The sequence below is a fragment of the Bradyrhizobium sp. UFLA03-84 genome (assembly GCF_002289535.1).
Classification (GTDB): domain Bacteria; phylum Pseudomonadota; class Alphaproteobacteria; order Rhizobiales; family Xanthobacteraceae; genus Bradyrhizobium; species Bradyrhizobium viridifuturi.
Genome location: NZ_NSJY01000009.1, coordinates 298,364 through 318,292, shown reverse-complemented (window position 1 = coordinate 318,292; position 19,929 = coordinate 298,364). Strand labels below are relative to the sequence as shown.

Genomic DNA, 19,929 nt, shown 5'->3' with positions numbered 1-19,929 from the left:
GCTTTAGCGCGTTTTTGTGGCCAGTGAAATCAGCTTGGCGTGAGAACGCCTCCAACGCGCCGTCACTTTTCGAGAAGCTCGGGCCGGTACTCGAAATGCATGGTATCGTAGTGATACCACTTGCCGCCCCAGATGAAGCCGTGGCGCTCGAAGATGTCGACGATCTCTTGCGGCATCCGGTTCTTGTAGGGGATGGTTTTACCTTTGCCCGCCCACAGCCAGTAGTCCGAGACTTTCAGGTTGAGGTCGATCGCGGCGGCGTAGCCATGCATGCTCATCCGCCCGGTATCGGCGACGGCGCGGCAAGACAGCACACCCGCGATCGGAAACGCCGCGGCGCGCAGCGCCGGGTCGAGCGCGTCGATCTCGGCGGAAACCTGCTTCAGCCGTTCGGCGACGCCGTTGACACGGGTGACCTGAACCGGCTTGCCCCAGGATTTCGGCAGCCAGGTGATGGTCACCAGGTTCCGCCGGACCTCCGCCGTGTTGCAGTCGCCATACATCTTCTTGAAGAAGGCCTCGTTGCGGAAGCGGCCGGGATCGGCATTCACCGCCGGCGGCGCCGCTGGCCCCAACGGATAGGACAACCGCATCTGGTCGAGGATCGATGCATTGCGCAGCAGCTGATCGAACGGCTTGTCGGAGGCGCCGTCTTCGACCGGCATCATCGTGCCGTCGCGCCAGGTGATCGTGGTGTCGTCATGGGTGGCGAGCGCATCGGGATAGGCGCGCACCAGGCGATCGAGCAGCTCGCTTCTGCCCTGGGCGTGCGCAAGCGGCGGCAGCAGCGCCAGCACGGCAACGATGCAGGCCGTCCCTCGCGCGGCCATTCAGCGTTTCCCGACCTGATCGATCAGCGCCACGTTGGCCTCCTCGATCGCATTCAGCTTCGGATTCCAGCTGTTCGGCGCATACCAGGGAAAGCGCGAAAAATACGCCTTAAGATCGACGGAATCGAAATAGCGGCCCCTGCGGGCAAAGATCTCGTTGCGCGCGATCCGCAACTCGTCCCGCGACAGCCGCCGCAGATCGGCCGGCGTCAGCAGACGCCGGTCGGAGTCGGGGAAGATGAAACCGCTTGGTGCCGCGCCGCCGGATTCGAAGCGATCGATCAGCGCGACATTGGCGCTCTCGACCGCATTGAGCGGCGGATCCCATGAGCGGGGCACGTACCAGGCGAACCTGCTGAAGCGCGCGGTGAGGTCCGGCGCGTTGAAGTAGCGCCCGCGCCGCGCGAAGATCTCGTTGCGGGCAATCCGCAGATCGTCCTTGCTGAGCGCCCTGAGATCGCTCTCCAACAGCAGGCGGCTGTCGGAATCCGGAATGATGAAGTCCGATTGCGTGCGCGCCACTTGCGGCGCCGGCGGCGACGCACTTGGCGGCGGCAGGCTTTGTTGCGGCGGGATCACGGTCGCCGGCGGATCGGCCGTCGCGACCTGTGCCTGCGCATTGCCGGCGAAATAGAACGAGCCGTCGATCGGCGAGGTCGAGACCCAGGGCTGCTGCGCACTGCCGGTAGCGCGCTTGACGACGAGACCGACCTGGTTGAACGCTTGGAGCACGTCGAGCCCGGGCTTCTGCATGGTGTCGACCAGCGCCCGCGTGTAGGGGCTGTGGCCGTCATCGCCATCCAGCGCGACGTTGCCCGGCTGGGTCGCGTAGGACAACAGCGTGCCCTCCGGGGCGCGGATCTGGGCGAGGCCGCCATCGGCGGCGCGCAAGCCGCGGCCGCCGAACGGATTGTTCCGGCAGGCATCGAGGATGACGATGTTGAGCCGCGTGCCTGCCCCTTCCATTTGCCGCAGCACGAGGCCGACATCGACCATCTGGAAATCGACATCCGCCTCGCGTGTCGGGTTCGCCGACACCGGCACCAGATAATTCGTGCCGCGCACCTGGATGCCGTGGCCGGCATAATAGAACAGCGCAACGTCAGCGCCCATCAGCTGGCTGCCGAAGCGCTGGATCGCACCATCGAAGCCGGCCTTGTCCAGATCGACCTGGGCCTGCCCGCCGACCAGCGCGAAGCCCAGCCGCTGCAGCGTCTCGGCCACCAGCTGCGCATCGTTCTTCGGGTTCTGCAGCCGCGACACGTTCTGATAGGTCGAATTGCCGACGACCAGCGCAACGCGCTTGTCGGCGGCCGCGGGCGCCGCGAACAAGATGGCGAGCAATCCGGCGGCGAGAAGGGTCCAGCGCATCGTCAAATCCACGAATTTCGGCCGCCAGACCTAGCAGAAACATGCCCGGAAATCGATCATTGCAACCCCGCCCGAGACACCCCCGTGATTCGCCGTCACACCCCTGCAAAATACCGCAATATGGTTGCCCGCGCGGGGGTGCGGATGCTATCCCGCGCCCCATGACAACTGCCCCGATTTCCAACATCCGCAACTTCTCCATCGTCGCCCATATCGACCATGGCAAATCGACCCTCGCCGACCGCCTGATCCAGATGACGGGCGGCCTGTCGGATCGTGAAATGGCGGGCAAGGAGCAGGTGCTCGATTCGATGGATATCGAGCGCGAGCGCGGCATCACCATCAAGGCGCAGACCGTGCGCCTCAACTACCGCGCCAAGGACGGCAAGGATTACATCTTCAATTTGATGGACACGCCCGGCCATGTCGACTTCGCCTACGAGGTCTCGCGGTCGCTGGCGGCCTGCGAGGGTTCCCTGCTCGTGGTCGACGCCAGCCAGGGCGTCGAGGCGCAGACGCTCGCCAACGTCTACCAGGCGCTCGACAATAATCACGAGATCGTGCCGGTCCTGAACAAGGTCGACCTGCCTGCGGCCGAGCCCGAGAAGGTCAAGCAGCAGATCGAGGACGTGATCGGGATCGACGCCTCGGATGCGGTGATGATCTCGGCCAAGACCGGCGTCGGCGTGCCCGATGTGCTGGAGGCGATCGTCACCCGCCTGCCGCCGCCGAAGGGCGACCGCGACGCGACGCTGAAGGCGCTGCTGGTCGACAGCTGGTACGACGTCTATCTCGGCGTCGTCGTCCTGATCCGCGTCGTTGACGGCATCATGAAGAAGGGCCAGCGCATCCGCATGATGGGCACCGGCGCCGCCTACGACGTCGAGCGGGTCGGCTTCTTCACGCCGAAGATGCAGCAGGTCGATGAGCTCGGCCCCGGCGAGATCGGCTTCATCACCGCGGCGATCAAGGAAGTCGCCGACACCCGCGTCGGCGACACCATCACCGACGACCGGAAGCCGGTCACCGAAATGCTACCGGGCTTCAAGCCGGCCATTCCAGTCGTGTTCTGCGGCTTGTTCCCGGTCGATGCCGACGATTTCGAGACGCTGCGCGCCGCGATGGGCAAGCTGCGTTTGAACGACGCCAGCTTCTCCTTCGAGATGGAAACCTCGGCCGCGCTCGGCTTCGGCTTCCGCTGCGGCTTCCTCGGACTGCTGCATCTGGAGATCATCCAGGAGCGGCTGTCGCGCGAATTCGATCTCAATTTGATCGCGACCGCGCCGAGCGTCATCTACAAGATGAAGCTGACCGACGGCACCGAGCTCGAGATCCACAACCCGGTCGACATGCCCGACGTGGTCAAGATCGCCGAGATCGAGGAGCCGTGGATCGAGGCGACGATCCTCACCCCCGACGAATATCTCGGCAGCGTGCTGAAGCTGTGCCAGGACCGCCGCGGCGCGCAGAAGGAGCTCACCTACGTCGGCTCCCGCGCGATGGTGAAATACGATCTGCCGCTCAACGAGGTGGTGTTCGACTTCTACGATCGCCTGAAGTCGGTCTCCAAGGGCTACGCCTCGTTCGACTATCACCTGACCGACTACAAGCCGGCGGACCTGGTCAAGATGCAGATCCTGGTCAATGCCGAGCCGGTCGACGCGCTGTCGATGCTGGTGCATCGGACCCGCGCCGAGGGCCGCGGCCGCGCCATGGTCGAGAAGATGAAGGAGCTGATCCCGCCGCACATGTTCCAGATCCCGATCCAGGCGGCGATCGGCGGCAAGGTGATCGCGCGCGAAACCGTGCGCGCGCTGCGCAAGGACGTCACCGCGAAGTGCTACGGCGGCGACATCACGCGCAAACGCAAGCTTCTGGAGAAGCAGAAGGAAGGCAAGAAGAAGATGCGGCAATTCGGCAAGGTCGACATTCCGCAGGAAGCCTTCATCGCCGCACTCAAGGTGGACAGCTGAGGCGCCGGCGCACCTGTTGCCGGTTCTTGTCCCAGCAACAAAACGCACCATGATTTGAATCGCCACGGCGCGGCGCGCCGACTAAGCTCCGGTCATGTTGCGCATTCTGTCTGTCCTCGTCGTCATCCTCGCACTGCTGCAGCCGGACCTGAGCTTGGCCGCCTCCTCGAAGAAGCGGCACGGCTCTACCCGCTGGCATGGCTATGGCTTCCTGCCCGGCTACCGGCAGCCGCCCAATCAGACCATTCCGGTGCTCGGCCCGCGCGGCGCCACACGCGGCTACCCGGACTATTCGCCGCAATATTGGTATGGCGGGGACTGGCATTACTTCGGCCGCCCCGGATTCCATGGCGGAGGCCGCTACAATGGCGGCAGCTACGGCCCGTGCTGGGTCTGGACACCGATCGGGCGCGCCTGGCAGTGCGGGTAGAGCATGATCCGGACAAGCGCGAAGCGGTTTTCCGGAAAGATCATGCTTAAACAACAAGCTAAAGCGCGATGGCGATCTAGCCCAATCTCATCCCGCTTTAGCCGCGCGTCGCTGCGACATCTCGCGCACGCAACTCACAATCCACTGATCCCGGAATAAGAGGCATGTTGCCCGTCATATTGCCCCTGGACCCCGGATAGGCCACCATCCCCCTGCGCGCACCACAAAAGACAACAGCGCCGGGGAAACGCATGAGCAAGGCCGCTCGGTTCGATTATGGCTGGGTCGTCGTCGGCGCGGGCGCGCTGATGACCTGCGTCGGCTTCGGCACCATGCTGTCGCTCGCCGTGTTCCTGCAACCGATCTCGGATGCGATGGGCTGGTCGCGCGCCGGCGTATCGGCGGCGGCGACGCTGGACTTCCTCTGCATGGGTTTTGCGGCGTTCGCCTGGGGCGCGCTGTCCGATCGCTTCGGCACCCGCATCGTGGTGCTGGCCGGCAGCCTGCTGCTCGGGCTTGGCCTCGTGACCGCAAGCTACGCGCAGACCCTGTGGCAATTCCAGCTCTGCTTCGGCGTGCTGATCGGGATCGCCGCCGGCAGCTTCTATGCGCCGATGATGGCGCTCGCCAGCGCCTGGATCGACAAGCATCGCAGCCTCGCCGTCGCACTGGTGTCGGCCGGCATGGGCGTCTCGCCCGTCACCGTCGCACCCTCGGCGAGCTGGCTGATCACGGCCTATGACTGGCGCTTTGCGATGCTCGTGATCGGCATCGCCGCCTGGGCGCTGTTGATCCCCGCATCGTTCCTGGTGCGCCCGGCACCGCAGGGAACGAACGTTGCGATCCCAGCGGGTGCGAGCGCGCCGCAAACCGAATGGACCGTGGCGCAGGCGCTGCGCACGCCGCAGTTCATCACGCTGGCGCTCGCGCATTTCGCTTGCTGCGCGGCGCATTCGGGGCCGATCTTCCACATGGTGTCCTACGCCATGGTCTGCGGCATCGCGCCGCTCACCGCGGTGACCGTCTACAGCCTCGCCGGCTTCTCCGGGCTCGGCGGGCGTCTGCTGCTCGGCGTTCTGGCGGATCGGCTCGGCGCCAAGCCGGTTTTGGTCGGCGGCCTCCTGGTGCAGGCGCTGTCGATCGCGACGTATCTCGCGGTGGCGCAGCTCGGCGAGTTCTACGCACTGTCGGTCGTGTTCGGCCTCGCCTATGGCGGCGTGATGCCGCTCTACGCCGTGCTGGTGCGCGAGTTCTTCGGCGCGCGCATCATGGGCACGGTGTTCGGCGCGGTGTCGGCCTTTGCGAGCCTCGGCATGGCGCTCGGGCCGTGGGCCGGTGGCTACGTGTTCGACACGTTCCATGGCTACACATGGCTGCACGCCGGTTCCTTCGCGATCGGCCTCGCCGCGGTCGCCGTCGCGCTGAGCTTCTCGACCAAGCGCCGGCCCTCGCTCGATCTCGGCCGCGCCGCCGCCTGAGCGCGGATGCGTTCGCCGCGCTCGCGTCATCAGTGACGGATAGCTGATCTGCATCGGCGCCGTCCCGCCTTGCCCTCCCCTGCCGGATGGGTCACCATCGCGCGCCCTCAACAAGAATGTCAGAACGGGCCGAGGAAAAGCATGAACAGGCCGCAGGGAGTAGACCTTGTCGAGCGGGCACGCGCGCTGGCGCCGCTGATCATTGCCGAAGCCGACGAGATCGAACGGACCCGGCGGCTGACGCCGTCCGTCACCGCGGCGCTGGTCGAGAACGGGCTGTATCGCGCGCTGCTGCCGAAGCGCTTCGGCGGCGCCGAGGCGACGCTGGACGCCTTCATGCAGATGCAGGAGGAGATCGCCAAGGCCGATGCGTCGACCGCCTGGTGCCTCGGCCAGTGCAGCGTCTGCGCGATGACCGCGGCCTATCTCGAGCCCGACGCGGCCAACGAGATCTTCAACACCGCGCCCGGTATCCTGGCCTGGGGCGCGATCGCCCATGAGGTCCGCGCCGAGCCCGGCGGCTACCGCGCCAGCGCGCGCTGGGATTTCGCCTCGGGCTCGCGGCAGGCGAGCTGGCTCGGCGCCCATGTCCGTGTCGTCGAGGCTGACGGTTCTCCGCGCAAGAAGGCCGACGGCTCGCCGGAGATCCGCACCATCTTGTTCCCGATGTCGTCAGCTGTGATGTACGACGTCTGGGACGTGATCGGCCTCAAAGGCACCGGCACCGATTCCTATTCGGTCGACAACCTCTTCATCCCGGAGAAATTCGCCGCGCTGCGCGACGATCCCGGCACGTGCCGCGAGGGAGGGCCGCTCTACAAGCTCACCACCAACATGGTGTTCAGCATGGGCTTTGCCGCAACCGCGCTCGGCGTCGCCCGCGCGACGCTGGATGCGGCGACCGAGCTTGCCCGCGGCAAGACTCCGCAGGGCCTGAAAGCGATGCGCGACAACAACGCGGTGCAGGGCCAGATCGGCCGCACCGAGGCCAGCCTGCGCGCCGCGCGCGCCTATCTGTACGCAACCGCACACGACGTCTGGAGCGATCTTGCGAGCGGCGGTCCCATCACCGAGGCGCATCGCATCGCGATCCGCATCGCCTCGACCTGGACCATCCACCAGTCGGCCTCCGTGGTCGACATTGCCTATCACATGTCGGGGGCGACCGCGGTGTTCGCCAAGAATCCGTTCGAGCGACGGTTTCGTGACATGCATGCGATCGCGCAGCAGATCCAGGCCCGCGACACGCAGTACGAGGATGCCGGCAAGGCGATCCTGTCGGGCAATCTCGCAGCCCCGCCGACGACGCGCTAAGCTGCGATCAAGTCAGATTTGAACCGGGGCGCGTGCTCAAATCGTTCGAGCGCTCGGCCTAAACTGTGTCAAGGCAACACCAGAGATCGCCAGCAGCGCACCAATAATCAACTTCGGAGTCATCGGCTCGCCAAGGAACAATGCGCTCGACATGAGGGCGAACACCGGCAGGAGCAGACTGAACGGGGCGACTCGCCCCATGGAGCAGCGAGCGATCAGCCAGAACCAAAGGCCAAATCCGACAATCCCTCCGATGAAAATTGTGTAGGCGAGTGCCAGCCAGCCACGTTCATCCGCAGCAACGAGGCTCGCCAGTTGTCCATATTCAAGCAGCAACGACATCAGCATCACCTGCGGCACCGTGAACAGCGACGACCACCCCATCAACATCAAGGGGTCAAAAGGGCCGTAGCGTTTCGTCAGGACGTTGGATACCGCGAACGCGAAGGCAGCTCCGATCACCAGCAGCAGTGGCAGCCCGTTTGCCGACAGCCCGGGCTCCGCCCTCAACACAAAGACGCCGGCGAATGCAAGCGCTACTCCCGAGACGGTCGTGAGAGACGGCCTCTCCGCAAGCAGCGGCCACGCCAACAGGACCGTGAAGGGCGTGGAGAGCAGATATGCAACAGCCGTCATGCTTCCCGAGCCGAGCCCAAGACCCACGTAGAAGAGCCCGAAATTCAGCCCACCGAGAAAGAACGAGATAGCTGCGATAGGACGCAACTGTTCACGCGTGGGCTTTTTGACGAACGGAATGAGCAGGAGCGCGGTGGCGAGGAAACGCAGCGCAAGGAAAAAGAACGGCGGAAACTCCGTAACGCCCACTTTGATGACCACGAACTGATAACCCCACAGCAGGGGAACGGCCACCGCGCAAACAATCTGGATCGCGGACATGGTATTCTCCTTTAACGACCGATCGGTCCATATATCGGCGAGCCGATTTCGAGAACGGGCGGTGGATTTGCCTACCTGATGAAACGATCGAGCAGAGCGTCGGCGGCGGCGTGCGTTATGGCGCCCGTCGGCGCCGTCTTGCTGATCACGCGCAGCCCTTCAACGAAACAGACGAGAATGCGGGCAGCAATTGCAGGGTCGACACCGTCGGCCAACTTGCCCGCCGCCTTCGCACGGGAAAGTGCATCCGCCACCCGCACCTCCATGACTTTGAAGAAGCTCGCGATGCGGCGATTAACGTCAGCGTCGCGGCCGGCCAGTTCCATGGTTGTGGCGATCACCAGACATCCGCGCCGACCATGGGCGCCGCTCGTGCGGTCAACATATCCAGCAAGGTAGGCCCGCAGGCCGTCCACTGGATCCTTGCGAGGGTCAAGCTCGATATCTATCCGTGTCACGGCATCGTCGATGTAACAATCGAGCGCGCGCAGGAACAGCGAGTGCTTGTCGCCGAAAGCAGCGTAAAGGCTGCCACGCGAGAGCTTCGTCGCACGAAGCAGGTCTGGCAGCGCCGTGGCGTGATAGCCGCGCGACCAGAACACGCCCATCGCGCGTTCGACGGCGGCGTCCTCATCGAAACTCCGCGGGCGACCGCGGGGCAATGGCGCCGAGGTTCGGTTGTTCATCAGAGAAATATAGACCAAACGGTCTTTAAATCAAGCAGCCGCTTTGGACCTGCTCGACCAATTTCAACGCAGGTTCGCGATGTCCGCTTGTTCTCCCGAAGCATCTTTCGGAGAACCGCTTGGCACTTTCCCGGATCATGCTTCAGCGCATGGTACGAAAGTAGGCACCGGCGACGATGGTCCGGCGCGAATTTTCGGCGGCGCAACATCCGGTTGTTAAGCTTTTTCTGGGAGTTTGCGGACGGCGCTAATGCCTGGAGTTCCGCTGGTCCCATGTTCACGCTTCGATCGATTGCCGCCCGCCTGATCCTGGCGATTTCACTTACCGTCGCAGTCGCCTGCGCCATCCTCGGCGGCTTCTCGATCAGCCAGCAGCGCGCACTGACCCGGCTCGCGCTCGATCAGCAGCTCAAGCTGCAATATGACAGCGTCATTGCGGCGATCGACTATGAAGGCCGCACTGCGCTTGCAGTCTCGGCAGCCATCGCCGCCCTGCCGCCGGTCGAGGATGCCATCGCCAAGGGCGATCGCGATGGGCTCGGCAAGCTGCTCGGCGCTCCCTGGGCGTCGATCAAGGCGCAGGGCATCCCGCTGATCTCGTTCTGGCAGGCCCCGGCGACGAGCTTCTACCGGGTCCACGCGCCGAAAACCTTCGGCGACGACGCCTCGACGCGGCGCACCACGGTGGTGGAATCGATCAAGGCCGGCAAGCCGATCGTCGGCGTCGAGCCGGGCCGCGAGGCGCTTTCGATCTTCGGCATGACCCCGGTCATGCGCGACGGCAAGACGCTGGGCAATGTCGACATCGGCGTCGCCTTCGGCAAGGAATTCGTCGACCGCGCCAAGAAGCGCTTCGGCATCGACCTCGCGGTGCATTCGTTCGACGGCCAGGGCTTCAAGCGGCTGTCCTCGACCTTCGGCGACACCGCGGTCGCGACCCAGGACGAGCTCAAGAGCGTGATGAGCGGTGCCGCCGTGCTGCGCGACGCTGTTCTCGACGGCCATGCGGTCGAGCTCTATCTCGGCCAGATCAAGAACTATGCCGGCGAACCGGTCGCCGTGCTCGAGATCATCAAGGACACCAGCGACTATGCAGCCGCGGCGGCGAGCGCGCAGCGCAATCTGATCCTCGGCGTGGTCGCGATCCTGGCCGCAGCCGTGCTGCTCGCATTCCTGCTCGGCCGCGGCCTGTCACGGCCGCTCATCGCGATCACCGCGGTCATGAACCGCCTGTCCAGCGGCGACACCAGCGTCACGATCCCCGGCAGCGAGCGCCGCGACGAACTCGGCACGATGGCGAAGGCGGTCGATGTGTTCCGCCGCAGTATGCTCGAAACCTCGTCGCTGCGCGATGCGCAGGAGGCCGACAAGGTGAAGGCTGCGGCCGACAAGCAGGCGCTGCAGCGGCAGATGGCCGACCGCTTCGAAGCCGACGTCAAGGGCATGGTCGCCGCCGTCGCGCGCTCGTCGGGCGACATGCAGCGCGTCGCGGGCGAGATCACCACCAGCGTCAACGGCACCTCGGAACGGACCGCAGCGGCAGCCGCCGCGTCCGAGGAGGCGTCGGCCAGCGTCAATGCGGTCGCCGCCGCAACCGAGGAGCTGGCGTCCTCGATCACCGAGATCGGCCGCCAGGTCACCCATTCCAGCCGCGTCGCCGACAATGCGGTGGCCAAGGCGATGGAAACCACCGAGATGGTGACGAGCCTTGCCGCATCCGCCGAGAAGATCGGCGACGTGCTGCGCCTGATCAGCGCGATCGCGAGCCAGACCAATCTGCTGGCGCTCAACGCCACCATCGAGGCCGCGCGCGCCGGCGAGGCCGGTCGCGGCTTCGCCGTGGTCGCGTCAGAGGTGAAGGAACTGGCGAGCCAGACCGCGAAGGCGACCGACGAGATCGCCGGCCAGGTCGGCGCGATCCAGTCGGCCACCGGCAATTGCGTCAGCGCGATCGGCGACATCAGCGGCACCATCCGCGAGATCTCCGGCATCGCCACCGCGATCGCAGCCGCCGTCGAGCAGCAGGATTCGGCGACGCGGGAGATCGCCCGCAGCGTGCAGCAGGCCTCCTCAGGGACCGTCGAGGTCTCCGCCAATATCGCGGGCGCGAGCCAGGCCGCCGGCCAATCGCGGGCGCTCACCGGCACCGTGCTGGATACATCAGGCCAGCTCGGCGATCACGCCTCCGCGCTTTCGCATAGCGTCGATACATTCCTCGCCGGACTGCGCAACGCGGCCTGAGCGATGGACCCAGCGACGTCGTGGTGTCGCTGATGGCGCTCTATATGACGTTCAAGGCGCTGTCATCGTGAGGCGCGGCTGACCCGCGCGCCGGGCAGCTTGCCCTTCCAGCCCAGTGCGATGATCCCCGCCATTGCCAGCAGCAGCCCGACATCGAGGACGAGGCCGACGACCCTTAGCACGGGCGCGCAAGAGTGGAACGCACAGCCTCCCAGCAGCGTCTCGGCGATCACGGCGAGCAAGGTGACGAAAAAGAATGTGAGCAGCAGATACAGCAGTGTCACCAGGATGCGCTGCCAGCGCGCCGGCATCAGGGACGCGCGCGTCTCTTCAATCCGCTCGGTGACAAACTGGCCCGGTCGCGCCTTCGCGGGATCGCGAATCTGCACCGTCGACCGTGTCACCAGATCGTGGATCGCCTGGTTGCGGCGGGTTGCCGCGATGATGACGAACGAGTACCAGCCGAGGAAGCTCTTGATCAGGAGCCGCGCGCAGGCCTTCAGGAAGCCGACATTGCCGCCGGTCGCGTCGTCGACCACGCGCAGATTGGTGAGATGATGCCCGACGGTGCCGCCGGTGAATGACACCAGGACCGGCTCGTAAAGCACCAGGGCTGCGATCACGGCGAACCCGAGCGCACGCGAAACGGAGTCGATCGCTACCGTGGACGCCACCAGCAACGCGCCGGCGATCGTCAGCAGCGTGACGATCCAATCGATGAAGATGCCGCGAAAGCGGCGAGAGAACCGCGCATAGAGCGGCGCGGCCGCCGCGGATGGAACGGTGCTGGCAACGCTCATCGGGTTCATCCCGCTCTCGTACGTCTCCTGCCTATCAGACGAGACGATGACGGCGAAGGTTCAAGCAAGGGCTATCACGCGGCGGGCGGTTAGCCTAGTTTCTCCGCACGCCTGCAAAAGCAACCATGACCGGACCGATGAAGAAATCGAGCACCAGCGTGACGAAGAAGCCGCGCCAGGGCAATGCCGCCTCCGCAGAGACGCTGTTCGGCGCCTACCCTGCCCCCGTCAAGGCCAAGCTGCTGGCGTTGCGGCGGCTGATCTTCGAGACCGCGAAGGCGACCAAGGGCGTCGGCGCGCTGGAAGAGACGCTGAAATGGAGCCAGCCGAGCTACCTGACGCCGGAGACCGGCAGCGGCAGCACGATCCGGATCGACCAGGTGAAGCCGGCCACCGATCAGGTCGCGGTCTATTTCCACTGCCAGACCAATCTGGTCGAGACCTTCCGCGAGCTCTATCCCGAGCTCAGCTACAGCGGCAACCGCGCGATCCTGCTCGACGTCGGAGGCAAGCTTCCGGAGGCAGCGCTGCGCCACTGCGTGGCGCTGGCGCTGACCTATCATTTGAACAGACGAAGGTCTTAGCGATCGGGCGCAATCCTCTCCGCCGTCATTGCGAGCGAAGCGAAGCAATCCATGCTTCCACGCATGCGGGACGATGGATTGCTTCGTTGCTTCGCTCCTCGCAATGACGCGGAGAGTACAGAGTTTCTACGCCACCAGCGCCGTCGCGACGCGCTGCGCCTTCAGCAGGCTGACGACCTCGGCGTTCGGCCGGGCGCGGCTGAACAGGAAGCCCTGGCCCTCGTGGCAGCCCTCCGCGCGCAGGCAGCTCAACTCCGCCTCGGTCTCAACGCCCTCGGCGGTGATGGTGACGCCGAGCCCGACGCCGAGGCTGACGATCGACCGCACGATCGCCTGCGCGTCCGGGTTGGCGCCGAGGTCGCGCACGAACGACTGGTCGATCTTGATCTTGTCGAACGGAAAGCTGCGCAGATAGCTGAGGCTCGAATAGCCGGTGCCGAAATCGTCCATCGACATCCGCACCCCGAGCGCGCGCAGCGCATGCAGCGTCGCCAGCACCTGGCTGCTCTTCTCGAGCAGCAGCGTCTCGGTGATCTCGAGCTCGAGCCGCCGCGCCGGCAGGCCGGATTGCCGCAGCGCATCGGTGACCAGCGCCAGCAGATTGCCGGTACGGAATTGCAGCGGCGACAGATTGACGGCGACGCGCACGTCGTCGGGCCATTGCGCGGCGTCCATGCAGGCACGATGCAGCATCAGGCTGCCCAGCGGATTGATCAGGCCGGTTTCCTCGGCCACCGGGATGAACTCGCCGGGCGAGATCATGCCGCGCTCCGGATGCGGCCAGCGCACCAGCGCCTCGAGGCCGGTGATGCGTCCGCTGGTGAGATCGACCAGCGGCTGGTAGTAGGGCTGCAGGCCTTCGTTCTGGATCGCATCGCGCAGGTCGATCTCGATCTTGCGGCGGCTCTGGGCGCGCGCATCCATCTCGGCCTCGAAGAACGAGAAGGTGCCGCGGAAATCGCTCTTGGCGCGCGACAGCGCCATGTCGGCGCTCTTCAGCAGCTTTTCGGAATCCTCGCCGTCGCCGGGCGACATCGCGATCCCGATGCTGGCGCCAATCACCACCGAATGTCCTTCGAGCAGATAGGGCTCGCCGATCGCATCCAGGATCCGCCGCGCCAGCAGCACGGCGTCCTCGGGTCGCATCACGCCGCCCTGCACGACGGTGAACTCATCGGAGTTCAGACGGGCGAGCGCATCCTCCTCGCGCAGCGTCGAGCGCAGGCGCTTGGCAACCCCGCGCAGCAGCTTGTCGCCGATGCCGTGGCCGAGCGTGTCGTTGACCGCCTTGAAATTGTCGAGCCCCAGCATCAGCACCGCGACCTTGTCGGTCGAGCGTCGGGTGTGCTGCAGCATCTCCTCCATCTGCTGGCGCAGCAGGTTGCGGTTCGGCAGGCCGGTCAGGCTGTCGTGCTGGGCCATGAAGGCGAGCCGCGCCTCGGCGCGCTTGCGCTCGGTGATGTCCATCAGCGCGAGCAGCATCGCCGGCTGGTCGCCATGCATCAGCTGGCGCGAATAGATCGCAAGGTCGATCAGCGTGCCGTCCGCACGCACATGCTTCCAGGTCCGCGCCGCCTGCTCGTCGCTGCTGCGGCCGGCGGCCCAGGGCAGCTCGGGATCGAACGCCTGCAGGCTCTTGATCGTCATCTTCTCGAATTCGGCACGCACATAGCCGTAATGCGCGATCGCCGCGTCGTTCACCGCCAGGATCCGTTCACCGTCGAGCGCGCACAGGATCATCGGCACCGGGTTGCCTTCGAACAGCAGACGGAACGACGCCTCGCGCTGCTTCAGTTCGGTGATGTCGACGCGCAGGCCGACGATGCCGCCATCCGAGGTCAATCGCTCCTCGATCAGCACCACGCGGCCATCGGCCAGGACCTGCTCGTGCCGCTCGCCCGGCTGGTACATCTTCTGGAGCCGCTCGGCGATCCACTCTTCCTCGCGCCCTATCGCCTCGGGATAGTCGCCGCGCGCGACGCCGATGCGGATGGTGTCTTCGAGACGCGCACCGTGCTCGAACAGATCGGAGCTGCGCTTGTAGATTTCCGCGTATTTCTTGTTCCAGAGCAGATAGCGGCCTTCGGAGTCCAGGAACACGATGCCTTGCGGAAGGATGTCGACCGCCTCGCGCAGCCGCGCGTTGGACGTGCGGGCGTCGGCGATCGCCGCCTCGGCCTGCGCGCGCTGGCGCACCAGCTCGCCGATCTCGACAGCGGTACGGCGCGAACTGCCCGACAGTCTCGGCACCGGCTTGGGCCGGCGGCCCGGCCGGCCCGACAGTTTGGCCTGCTTTGGTTTCTTGATCTTCTTCGGCCGCATCATCGGCATCGCACGCCCCACGCGCATTCCAGTTCGGCGACATTTCTGCGATAAGTCTCTGAAAAATTGGTATCTCTTGACGAATAGCTGCGCGCGTTGAGAAGCCGCAGCATGCCTGCTTAGGAGGCGCGTTCACGCCGCGCGCGAGTGGCCGGCACTGCGCACGCGGCCGACAGCGCAGATTTGCAGCGCCAAGGCGCCGGAGCGTGGTGAAGGAAGAGTAAACCTGCGCCTGCCTGCACATGAATGCGCCGAAAAGCGCCGCCAGCGCATCAATGTTTGCCAGCGTGTGACAAGGTTATCGCGGGGTTAAGGCGCGAGGGTTAACCCGTCTTGCGGAGTCAGTTGGTGATCTCGATCCGCGTGCCGCCGCGGCCGTTGCGCTCGACCAGCCCATAGAGCAGCGCCGCGTGCGAGGGATTCAGGCGCACGCAACCATGCGAGGCCGGTCCGCCGAGACGCGTGAGCTCATAGGTGCCGTGGATCGCGAAGCCGCCATGGAAGAAGATCGAGTACGGCATCGGCGAGTTGTAGTACTTCCGCGAGTACCAGCGGCGCGCCAGCATCTGCGGACGGAACACGCCGTTCGGCGTGCCGTAGCCACGGCGCCCAGTCGACACCGGCCAGTTGTAGCGCGGCGCGCCGTCGACGCTGACCGCCATGCGCTGCGACGATTTATCGATGTGAACGACGACGTCGGCTCGCGCCGGCGAGAGCGTCATCGTCAATGCGGCAATCGCGGCAGCAATTGCCGGCCGCACGCAAGATACGCTTGTCATAAAAACGCCTGCCCTGAAATTATTGCGCGCATGATGTCGCCCGCGGCGCAGTTGTAAAGTGGCGCGGCTCACATCCGGAACCGGAAGTCGCGGGTAATCTTAATCCGCCCTGTGGGCGATCAAGCAAATGGGATGAGAGCGCGGTTCGTCCAGCACGAATCCATGCTAGCCTTGCGTGGACAGAGTGATCCGAATGACATCCCGCCTGCGTCTGATCCCGCTCCTGATCTCCGCCCTCGTTGCCTGCACCATCTCCGCGCGGGCGCAGGACAAGGGCTCGCTCAATCCGCAGCCATTGCCGCCGCTCGCCAACCCTAACGATCCGACGATCGGGGCGAAGCAGCTGTTCGCCCGCAAGGTGCTGCCGGCAGCGATGCCGACCCAATCGATCGGCGGCTACACCAAGGGCTGCCTCGCCGGCGCCGCGCAGATGCCGCTCAACGGCGCCACCTGGCAGGTGATGCGGCTGTCGCGCAACCGCTATTGGGGTCACCCCGCCATGATCGCGCTATTGAAGCGGCTGGCGGCCGACGCGCACAGGGACGCCGGCTGGCCCGGCATCCTGGTCGGCGACATCGGCCAGCCGCGCGGCGGTCCCGCGATCTCCGGTCACGCCAGCCACCAGATCGGTCTCGACGCCGACATCTGGCTGACGCCGATGCCGGATCGCAGATTGTCGCGCGAGGATCGCGAGGAGATGTCGGCGGTGATGATGGTGCGCGACGACCGGCTCGATATCGATCCGCGCGTCTTCACCCCAGGTCATGTTCTCGTCATCCGCGACGCGGCGCGCGAGCCGGCGGTGCAGCGCATCTTCGTCAATCCGGCGATCAAGAAGGCGCTGTGCCGCGAGGCCAAGGGCGACCGCAGCTGGCTGTCGAAGATCCGGCCGTGGTGGGGGCACGACTACCACTTCCACATCCGCATGCGATGTCCGCCCGGCAGCCCGCAATGCGAAGCGCAGAAGCCGCAGACCGAAGGCGAAGGCTGCAAGCCGTCCGATCTCGCCTTCTGGTTCAAGGACTCGGTGCTGCATCCGAAGCCGCCGCCGAAACCGCCGAAGCCACACCCGCCGATGACGCTGGCGCAGATGCCGGCGGGGTGCAGGACGGTGCTGAACGCACCCGACGCCAAACATTCAGAGCAATAACATCTTCGTCAGGCGGCTATGCCGGTCGGCTCGAAGTAAGTTATGATCTCGCCTCGTCGCGCCGTAAGCGCGATCGCGCGATGGATCGGGGCCGCCGATCTGTTTTCATCCGTCACAATTGCATTGGATCAGACATGCGCAGATCGCTCCTCGCCGCATCGCTCCTGCTCGTATCCATTCCCGCCTTCGCAGCGGAGGAGCCGAGCGGTTGCGACAAGTTCAAATGGTCGATCGACCGCGCGCGCGCCGCACTCACCGCGCCCGATCGCGTCAAGCTCACCTCGGGCAGCGAGCAGGCCGCGCTGCCGCCAACCGCCATCACGCTGGCGCTGGTGGCCCCAGGCGATGCCAAATTGCCGTCGCCGCCGGAGCGCGCACCGAAGGACGGCAGCTTCGCCGGCTTCACCAGCTTCAAGGCCGCGCCGAAGGCCGGGCTCTATACCGTCAGCCTGTCGGCCGGCGCCTGGGTCGACCTGGTGCAGGACGGGCATTTCCTGAAGCCGAAAGCGTTCAGCGGCGCGACCGATTGTGACGGTATCCGCAAGACCATGAAATACGACCTCGCGGCCAGCCCTTTCGTGCTGCAGGTCAGCGGCTCAAAAGAGAACTCGCTGTCGATTGTGATCCAGCCCTCGGATGAATAGGACGATCGGTTAGACAAACGATCGCCTTTACCGTAAGCCTCAGCCTGCTATGTTCGCAGTGCGATATCCCCGAGGACCGTAAGTCCTGTTGGGGACCAGCGGAACAGCGCTTCCGTCCGTCGCGGGCCAGACCTCATTTAACGCCTGATTTGCGCGCGTCCGCTTGCGCGCGAACTTGCACGGAGCGCTTTCCATGTCACGAGTTGCCGGACTTTTCACCGCCTTCGTCATGCTGCTCGGCGCGATCCATTCGCCCGCGCGAGCCGAGGACAAGACGCTCACCGTGTTCGCCGCGGCCTCGATGAAGAATGCACTCGATGAGATCGATGCCGCCTATACCGCCAAGACCGGCGTCAAGATCAGCGCCAGCTATGCGGCGACCTCCGCACTGGCGAAACAGATCGAGCAGGGCGCGCCGGCCGACGTGTTCGTCTCCGCCGACACCGACTGGATGGACTATGCGATCAAGCACAAGAACATCAACGAGCCGACGCGGGTCAACCTGCTCGGCAACTCGATCGTGCTGATCGCGCCGAAGGATTCCAAAATCGATAACGTCAACATCGGACCCGGCTTCGACCTCGCCAAGCTCGCCGGTGACGGCAGGATCGCAACCGGCGACGTCAAGGCGGTGCCGGTCGGCAAATACGCCAAGGCCGCGCTGGAGAAGCTCGGCGCCTGGCAGGCCGCGGAGTCGAAATTCGCGATGGCCGAGAGCGTCCGCGCGGCGCTGACGCTGGTGGCGCGCGGCGAAGCCGTGCTCGGCATCGTCTATTCGACCGACGCAAAGGTCGAGCCGGGCGTCAAGATCGTCGGCACCTTCCCGGCCGACACCCATCCCGCGATCATCTATCCGGTCGCAGCGACGACAACCGCAAAGCCCGAGACATCAGACTATCTCGCCTTCCTGCGCTCGTCGACGGCGAAGGCGATCCTCGAGAAATACGGCTTCAAGTTCCTGATCAGCCCGACCACCTGATGTTCGAGATCTCGCCGACAGAATGGACGGCGATCCTGCTGTCGCTGCGGGTCGCCGTCATCGCAACGCTGGTGGCGACGCCGTTCGGGATCGCGCTCGCCTGGCTGCTGGCGCGGCGCGATTTCTGGGGCAAGTCGCTGCTCGACGCCGTCGTGCATTTGCCGCTGGTGCTGCCGCCGGTCGTCACCGGCTATCTGCTGCTCCTGACCTTCGGCAAGCGCGGCCTGGTCGGCGGCTGGCTCGCCGATCATCTCGGCATCGTGTTCGCGTTCCGCTGGACCGGCGCTGCGCTCGCGTGCGGCGTGATGTCGTTTCCGCTGCTGGTGCGGCCGATCCGCCTCTCGATCGAAGCCGTCGACCGCCGCCTCGAACAGGCCGCGGAGACGCTCGGCGCCGCGCCCTGGCGGGTGTTCGCGACGGTGACGCTGCCGCTGGCGCTGCCCGGCGTGCTGGCGGGAATGGTGCTCGGCTTCGCCAAGGCGATCGGCGAGTTCGGCGCGACCATCACCTTCGTCTCCAACATCCCCGGCGAGACCCAGACCATTTCGTCGGCGATCTATTCGCTGATCCAGACACCCGACGGCGACACCGCCGCCGCGCGGCTCGTGATCATCTCAGTCGTGCTCGCGGTCGGCGCATTGATCGCGGCCGAAGTGTTTGCGCGCCGCGCCACCGCGCGCCTGCATGGGCAATAGCGATGCTGCGCGTCGACATCCAGAAGCAGCTTGGAGAGTTCTCGCTCGCGGCCTCGTTCACCAGCGAGGGCCGCGTCACCGGCCTGTTCGGCGCGTCCGGCTCCGGCAAGACGTCGTTGATCAACACCATCGCGGGGCTGCTGCGTCCGGATCGCGGGTCCATCGTGATCGACGGCGAGACCGTCGACGATACCGCGGCCGGCATCCATGTGCCGACCTGGCGCCGTCGCATCGGCTACGTCTTTCAGGACGCGCGGCTGTTTCCGCATCTCGATATCAGGCAGAACCTCGACTACGGCCGCCGCATGAACGGCCTCGCTGAAGACCCCGCGCAGCACAAGCGCGTCATCGATTTGCTCGACATCGGCGCCCTGCTCGACCGCCGCCCCGGCAAGCTCTCGGGCGGCGAGCGGCAGCGCGTCGCGCTCGGCCGGGCGCTGCTGTCCAAGCCGCGGCTGCTGCTGCTCGACGAGCCGCTGGGCGCGCTCGACGAAAGCCGCAAGCTCGAGATCCTGCCCTATCTGGTCCGGCTGCGCGACGAGGCCGGCGTCCCGATGGTCTATGTCAGCCACGACGCGGCCGAGCTGCGCCAGCTCGCCACCCAGATCGTGATGCTGCGCGGCGGCCAGGTCACCGCATTCGGCGGTGTTAAGGTGTTGACGGCGGGCGGGTAGCTGGCCGTTTTTCCGAAAGTCGGCATAAGATAGCCCATCTTGTCTGCTAGGCCCGCGCCGGGACATCCCGATCGGGCATGGG

Annotated in this window: 18 protein-coding genes; 11 read left to right on the top strand and 7 right to left on the bottom strand. The window is 65.6% G+C overall.

Going from position 1 to position 19,929, the window contains the following annotated elements; translation table 11 throughout:
- Window positions 1–62 precede the first annotated feature (62 nt).
- Both CK489_RS11600 and CK489_RS11595 read right to left on the bottom strand, forming a co-directional pair.
- A complete protein-coding gene (locus CK489_RS11600) occupies window positions 63–830 on the bottom strand; it encodes a M15 family metallopeptidase (protein ID WP_095732397.1) in 768 nt (255 codons plus the stop codon).
- A complete protein-coding gene (locus CK489_RS11595) occupies window positions 831–2,201 on the bottom strand; it encodes a YARHG domain-containing protein (RefSeq protein ID WP_095732396.1) in 1,371 nt (456 codons plus the stop codon).
- A gap of 161 nt (window positions 2,202–2,362) precedes the next feature.
- Between CK489_RS11595 and lepA the strand changes: the two genes are divergently transcribed.
- The 4 genes from lepA to CK489_RS11575 all read left to right on the top strand — a co-directional run bounded on the left by lepA (window position 2,363) and on the right by CK489_RS11575 (window position 7,396).
- Window positions 2,363–4,174, top strand: a complete 1,812-nt coding sequence (gene lepA / locus CK489_RS11590; RefSeq protein WP_095732395.1) for a translation elongation factor 4 — start codon at window positions 2,363–2,365, stop codon at window positions 4,172–4,174.
- A 94-nt stretch (window positions 4,175–4,268) separates the two neighbouring features.
- Window positions 4,269–4,604 carry a hypothetical protein gene (locus tag CK489_RS11585; protein WP_095732394.1) on the top strand — a complete coding sequence of 112 codons (336 nt, stop codon included), beginning with the start codon at window positions 4,269–4,271 and terminating at the stop codon, window positions 4,602–4,604.
- Window positions 4,605–4,855: 251 nt separating this feature from the next.
- On the top strand, window positions 4,856–6,082 hold the full coding sequence (locus tag CK489_RS11580) for an MFS transporter (protein WP_050626878.1): 1,227 nt from the start codon (window positions 4,856–4,858) through the stop codon (window positions 6,080–6,082).
- Window positions 6,083–6,223: 141 nt separating this feature from the next.
- Entirely contained in the window at window positions 6,224–7,396 is a 1,173-nt protein-coding gene (locus tag CK489_RS11575) for an acyl-CoA dehydrogenase family protein (protein ID WP_095732393.1), read from the top strand.
- Window positions 7,397–7,432: 36 nt separating this feature from the next.
- On the opposite strand, the gene CK489_RS11570 is transcribed toward CK489_RS11575, so the two are convergent.
- Together CK489_RS11570 and CK489_RS11565 are read right to left on the bottom strand one after the other, a co-directional pair.
- On the bottom strand, window positions 7,433–8,293 hold the full coding sequence (locus CK489_RS11570) for a DMT family transporter (RefSeq protein WP_095732392.1): 861 nt from the start codon (window positions 8,291–8,293) through the stop codon (window positions 7,433–7,435).
- A 71-nt stretch (window positions 8,294–8,364) separates the two neighbouring features.
- Window positions 8,365–8,997, bottom strand: a complete 633-nt coding sequence (locus CK489_RS11565; protein WP_502694115.1) for a TetR/AcrR family transcriptional regulator — start codon at window positions 8,995–8,997, stop codon at window positions 8,365–8,367.
- 255 nt (window positions 8,998–9,252) lie between these two features.
- Between CK489_RS11565 and CK489_RS11560 the strand changes: the two genes are divergently transcribed.
- A complete protein-coding gene (locus tag CK489_RS11560; RefSeq protein WP_095732390.1) occupies window positions 9,253–11,220 on the top strand; it encodes a methyl-accepting chemotaxis protein in 1,968 nt (655 codons plus the stop codon).
- A gap of 62 nt (window positions 11,221–11,282) precedes the next feature.
- Here CK489_RS11560 and CK489_RS11555 read toward each other — a convergent pair whose 3' ends face one another.
- Window positions 11,283–12,020 carry an RDD family protein gene (locus tag CK489_RS11555; protein ID WP_157860887.1) on the bottom strand — a complete coding sequence of 246 codons (738 nt, stop codon included), beginning with the start codon at window positions 12,018–12,020 and terminating at the stop codon, window positions 11,283–11,285.
- 137 nt (window positions 12,021–12,157) lie between these two features.
- Between CK489_RS11555 and CK489_RS11550 the strand changes: the two genes are divergently transcribed.
- On the top strand, window positions 12,158–12,604 hold the full coding sequence (locus CK489_RS11550) for a DUF1801 domain-containing protein (RefSeq protein WP_050626918.1): 447 nt from the start codon (window positions 12,158–12,160) through the stop codon (window positions 12,602–12,604).
- Between the two features lie 126 nt (window positions 12,605–12,730).
- Here CK489_RS11550 and CK489_RS11545 read toward each other — a convergent pair whose 3' ends face one another.
- Window positions 12,731–14,935 carry a putative bifunctional diguanylate cyclase/phosphodiesterase gene (locus tag CK489_RS11545; protein WP_095732389.1) on the bottom strand — a complete coding sequence of 735 codons (2,205 nt, stop codon included), beginning with the start codon at window positions 14,933–14,935 and terminating at the stop codon, window positions 12,731–12,733.
- A 332-nt stretch (window positions 14,936–15,267) separates the two neighbouring features.
- The gene (locus CK489_RS11540; RefSeq protein WP_095732388.1) at window positions 15,268–15,648 is read right to left on the bottom strand and encodes a L,D-transpeptidase; all 381 of its coding nucleotides are present in this window, start codon (window positions 15,646–15,648) and stop codon (window positions 15,268–15,270) included.
- Window positions 15,649–15,898: 250 nt separating this feature from the next.
- Here CK489_RS11540 and mepA point away from each other — a divergent pair, with 250 nt between their 5' ends.
- The 5 genes from mepA (at window position 15,899) to modC (ending at window position 19,847) form a co-directional block, all read left to right on the top strand.
- Complete coding sequence (gene mepA, locus CK489_RS11535; RefSeq protein ID WP_050626872.1) at window positions 15,899–16,855, top strand: penicillin-insensitive murein endopeptidase; 957 nt, start codon at window positions 15,899–15,901, stop codon at window positions 16,853–16,855.
- Between the two features lie 134 nt (window positions 16,856–16,989).
- Complete coding sequence (locus CK489_RS11530; RefSeq protein WP_095732387.1) at window positions 16,990–17,499, top strand: hypothetical protein; 510 nt, start codon at window positions 16,990–16,992, stop codon at window positions 17,497–17,499.
- Window positions 17,500–17,692: 193 nt separating this feature from the next.
- Complete coding sequence (modA, locus tag CK489_RS11525) at window positions 17,693–18,478, top strand: molybdate ABC transporter substrate-binding protein (protein ID WP_095732386.1); 786 nt, start codon at window positions 17,693–17,695, stop codon at window positions 18,476–18,478.
- Window positions 18,478–19,173 (top strand): molybdate ABC transporter permease subunit, encoded by a 696-nt coding sequence (gene modB / locus CK489_RS11520; protein WP_050626869.1) that lies wholly within the window; start codon window positions 18,478–18,480, stop codon window positions 19,171–19,173. The genes modA and modB overlap by 1 nt, the downstream gene beginning before the upstream one ends.
- A 2-nt stretch (window positions 19,174–19,175) precedes the next feature.
- Window positions 19,176–19,847 carry a molybdenum ABC transporter ATP-binding protein gene (modC, locus tag CK489_RS11515; RefSeq protein WP_050626868.1) on the top strand — a complete coding sequence of 224 codons (672 nt, stop codon included), beginning with the start codon at window positions 19,176–19,178 and terminating at the stop codon, window positions 19,845–19,847.
- The last annotated feature ends 82 nt before the right edge of the window (window positions 19,848–19,929 follow it).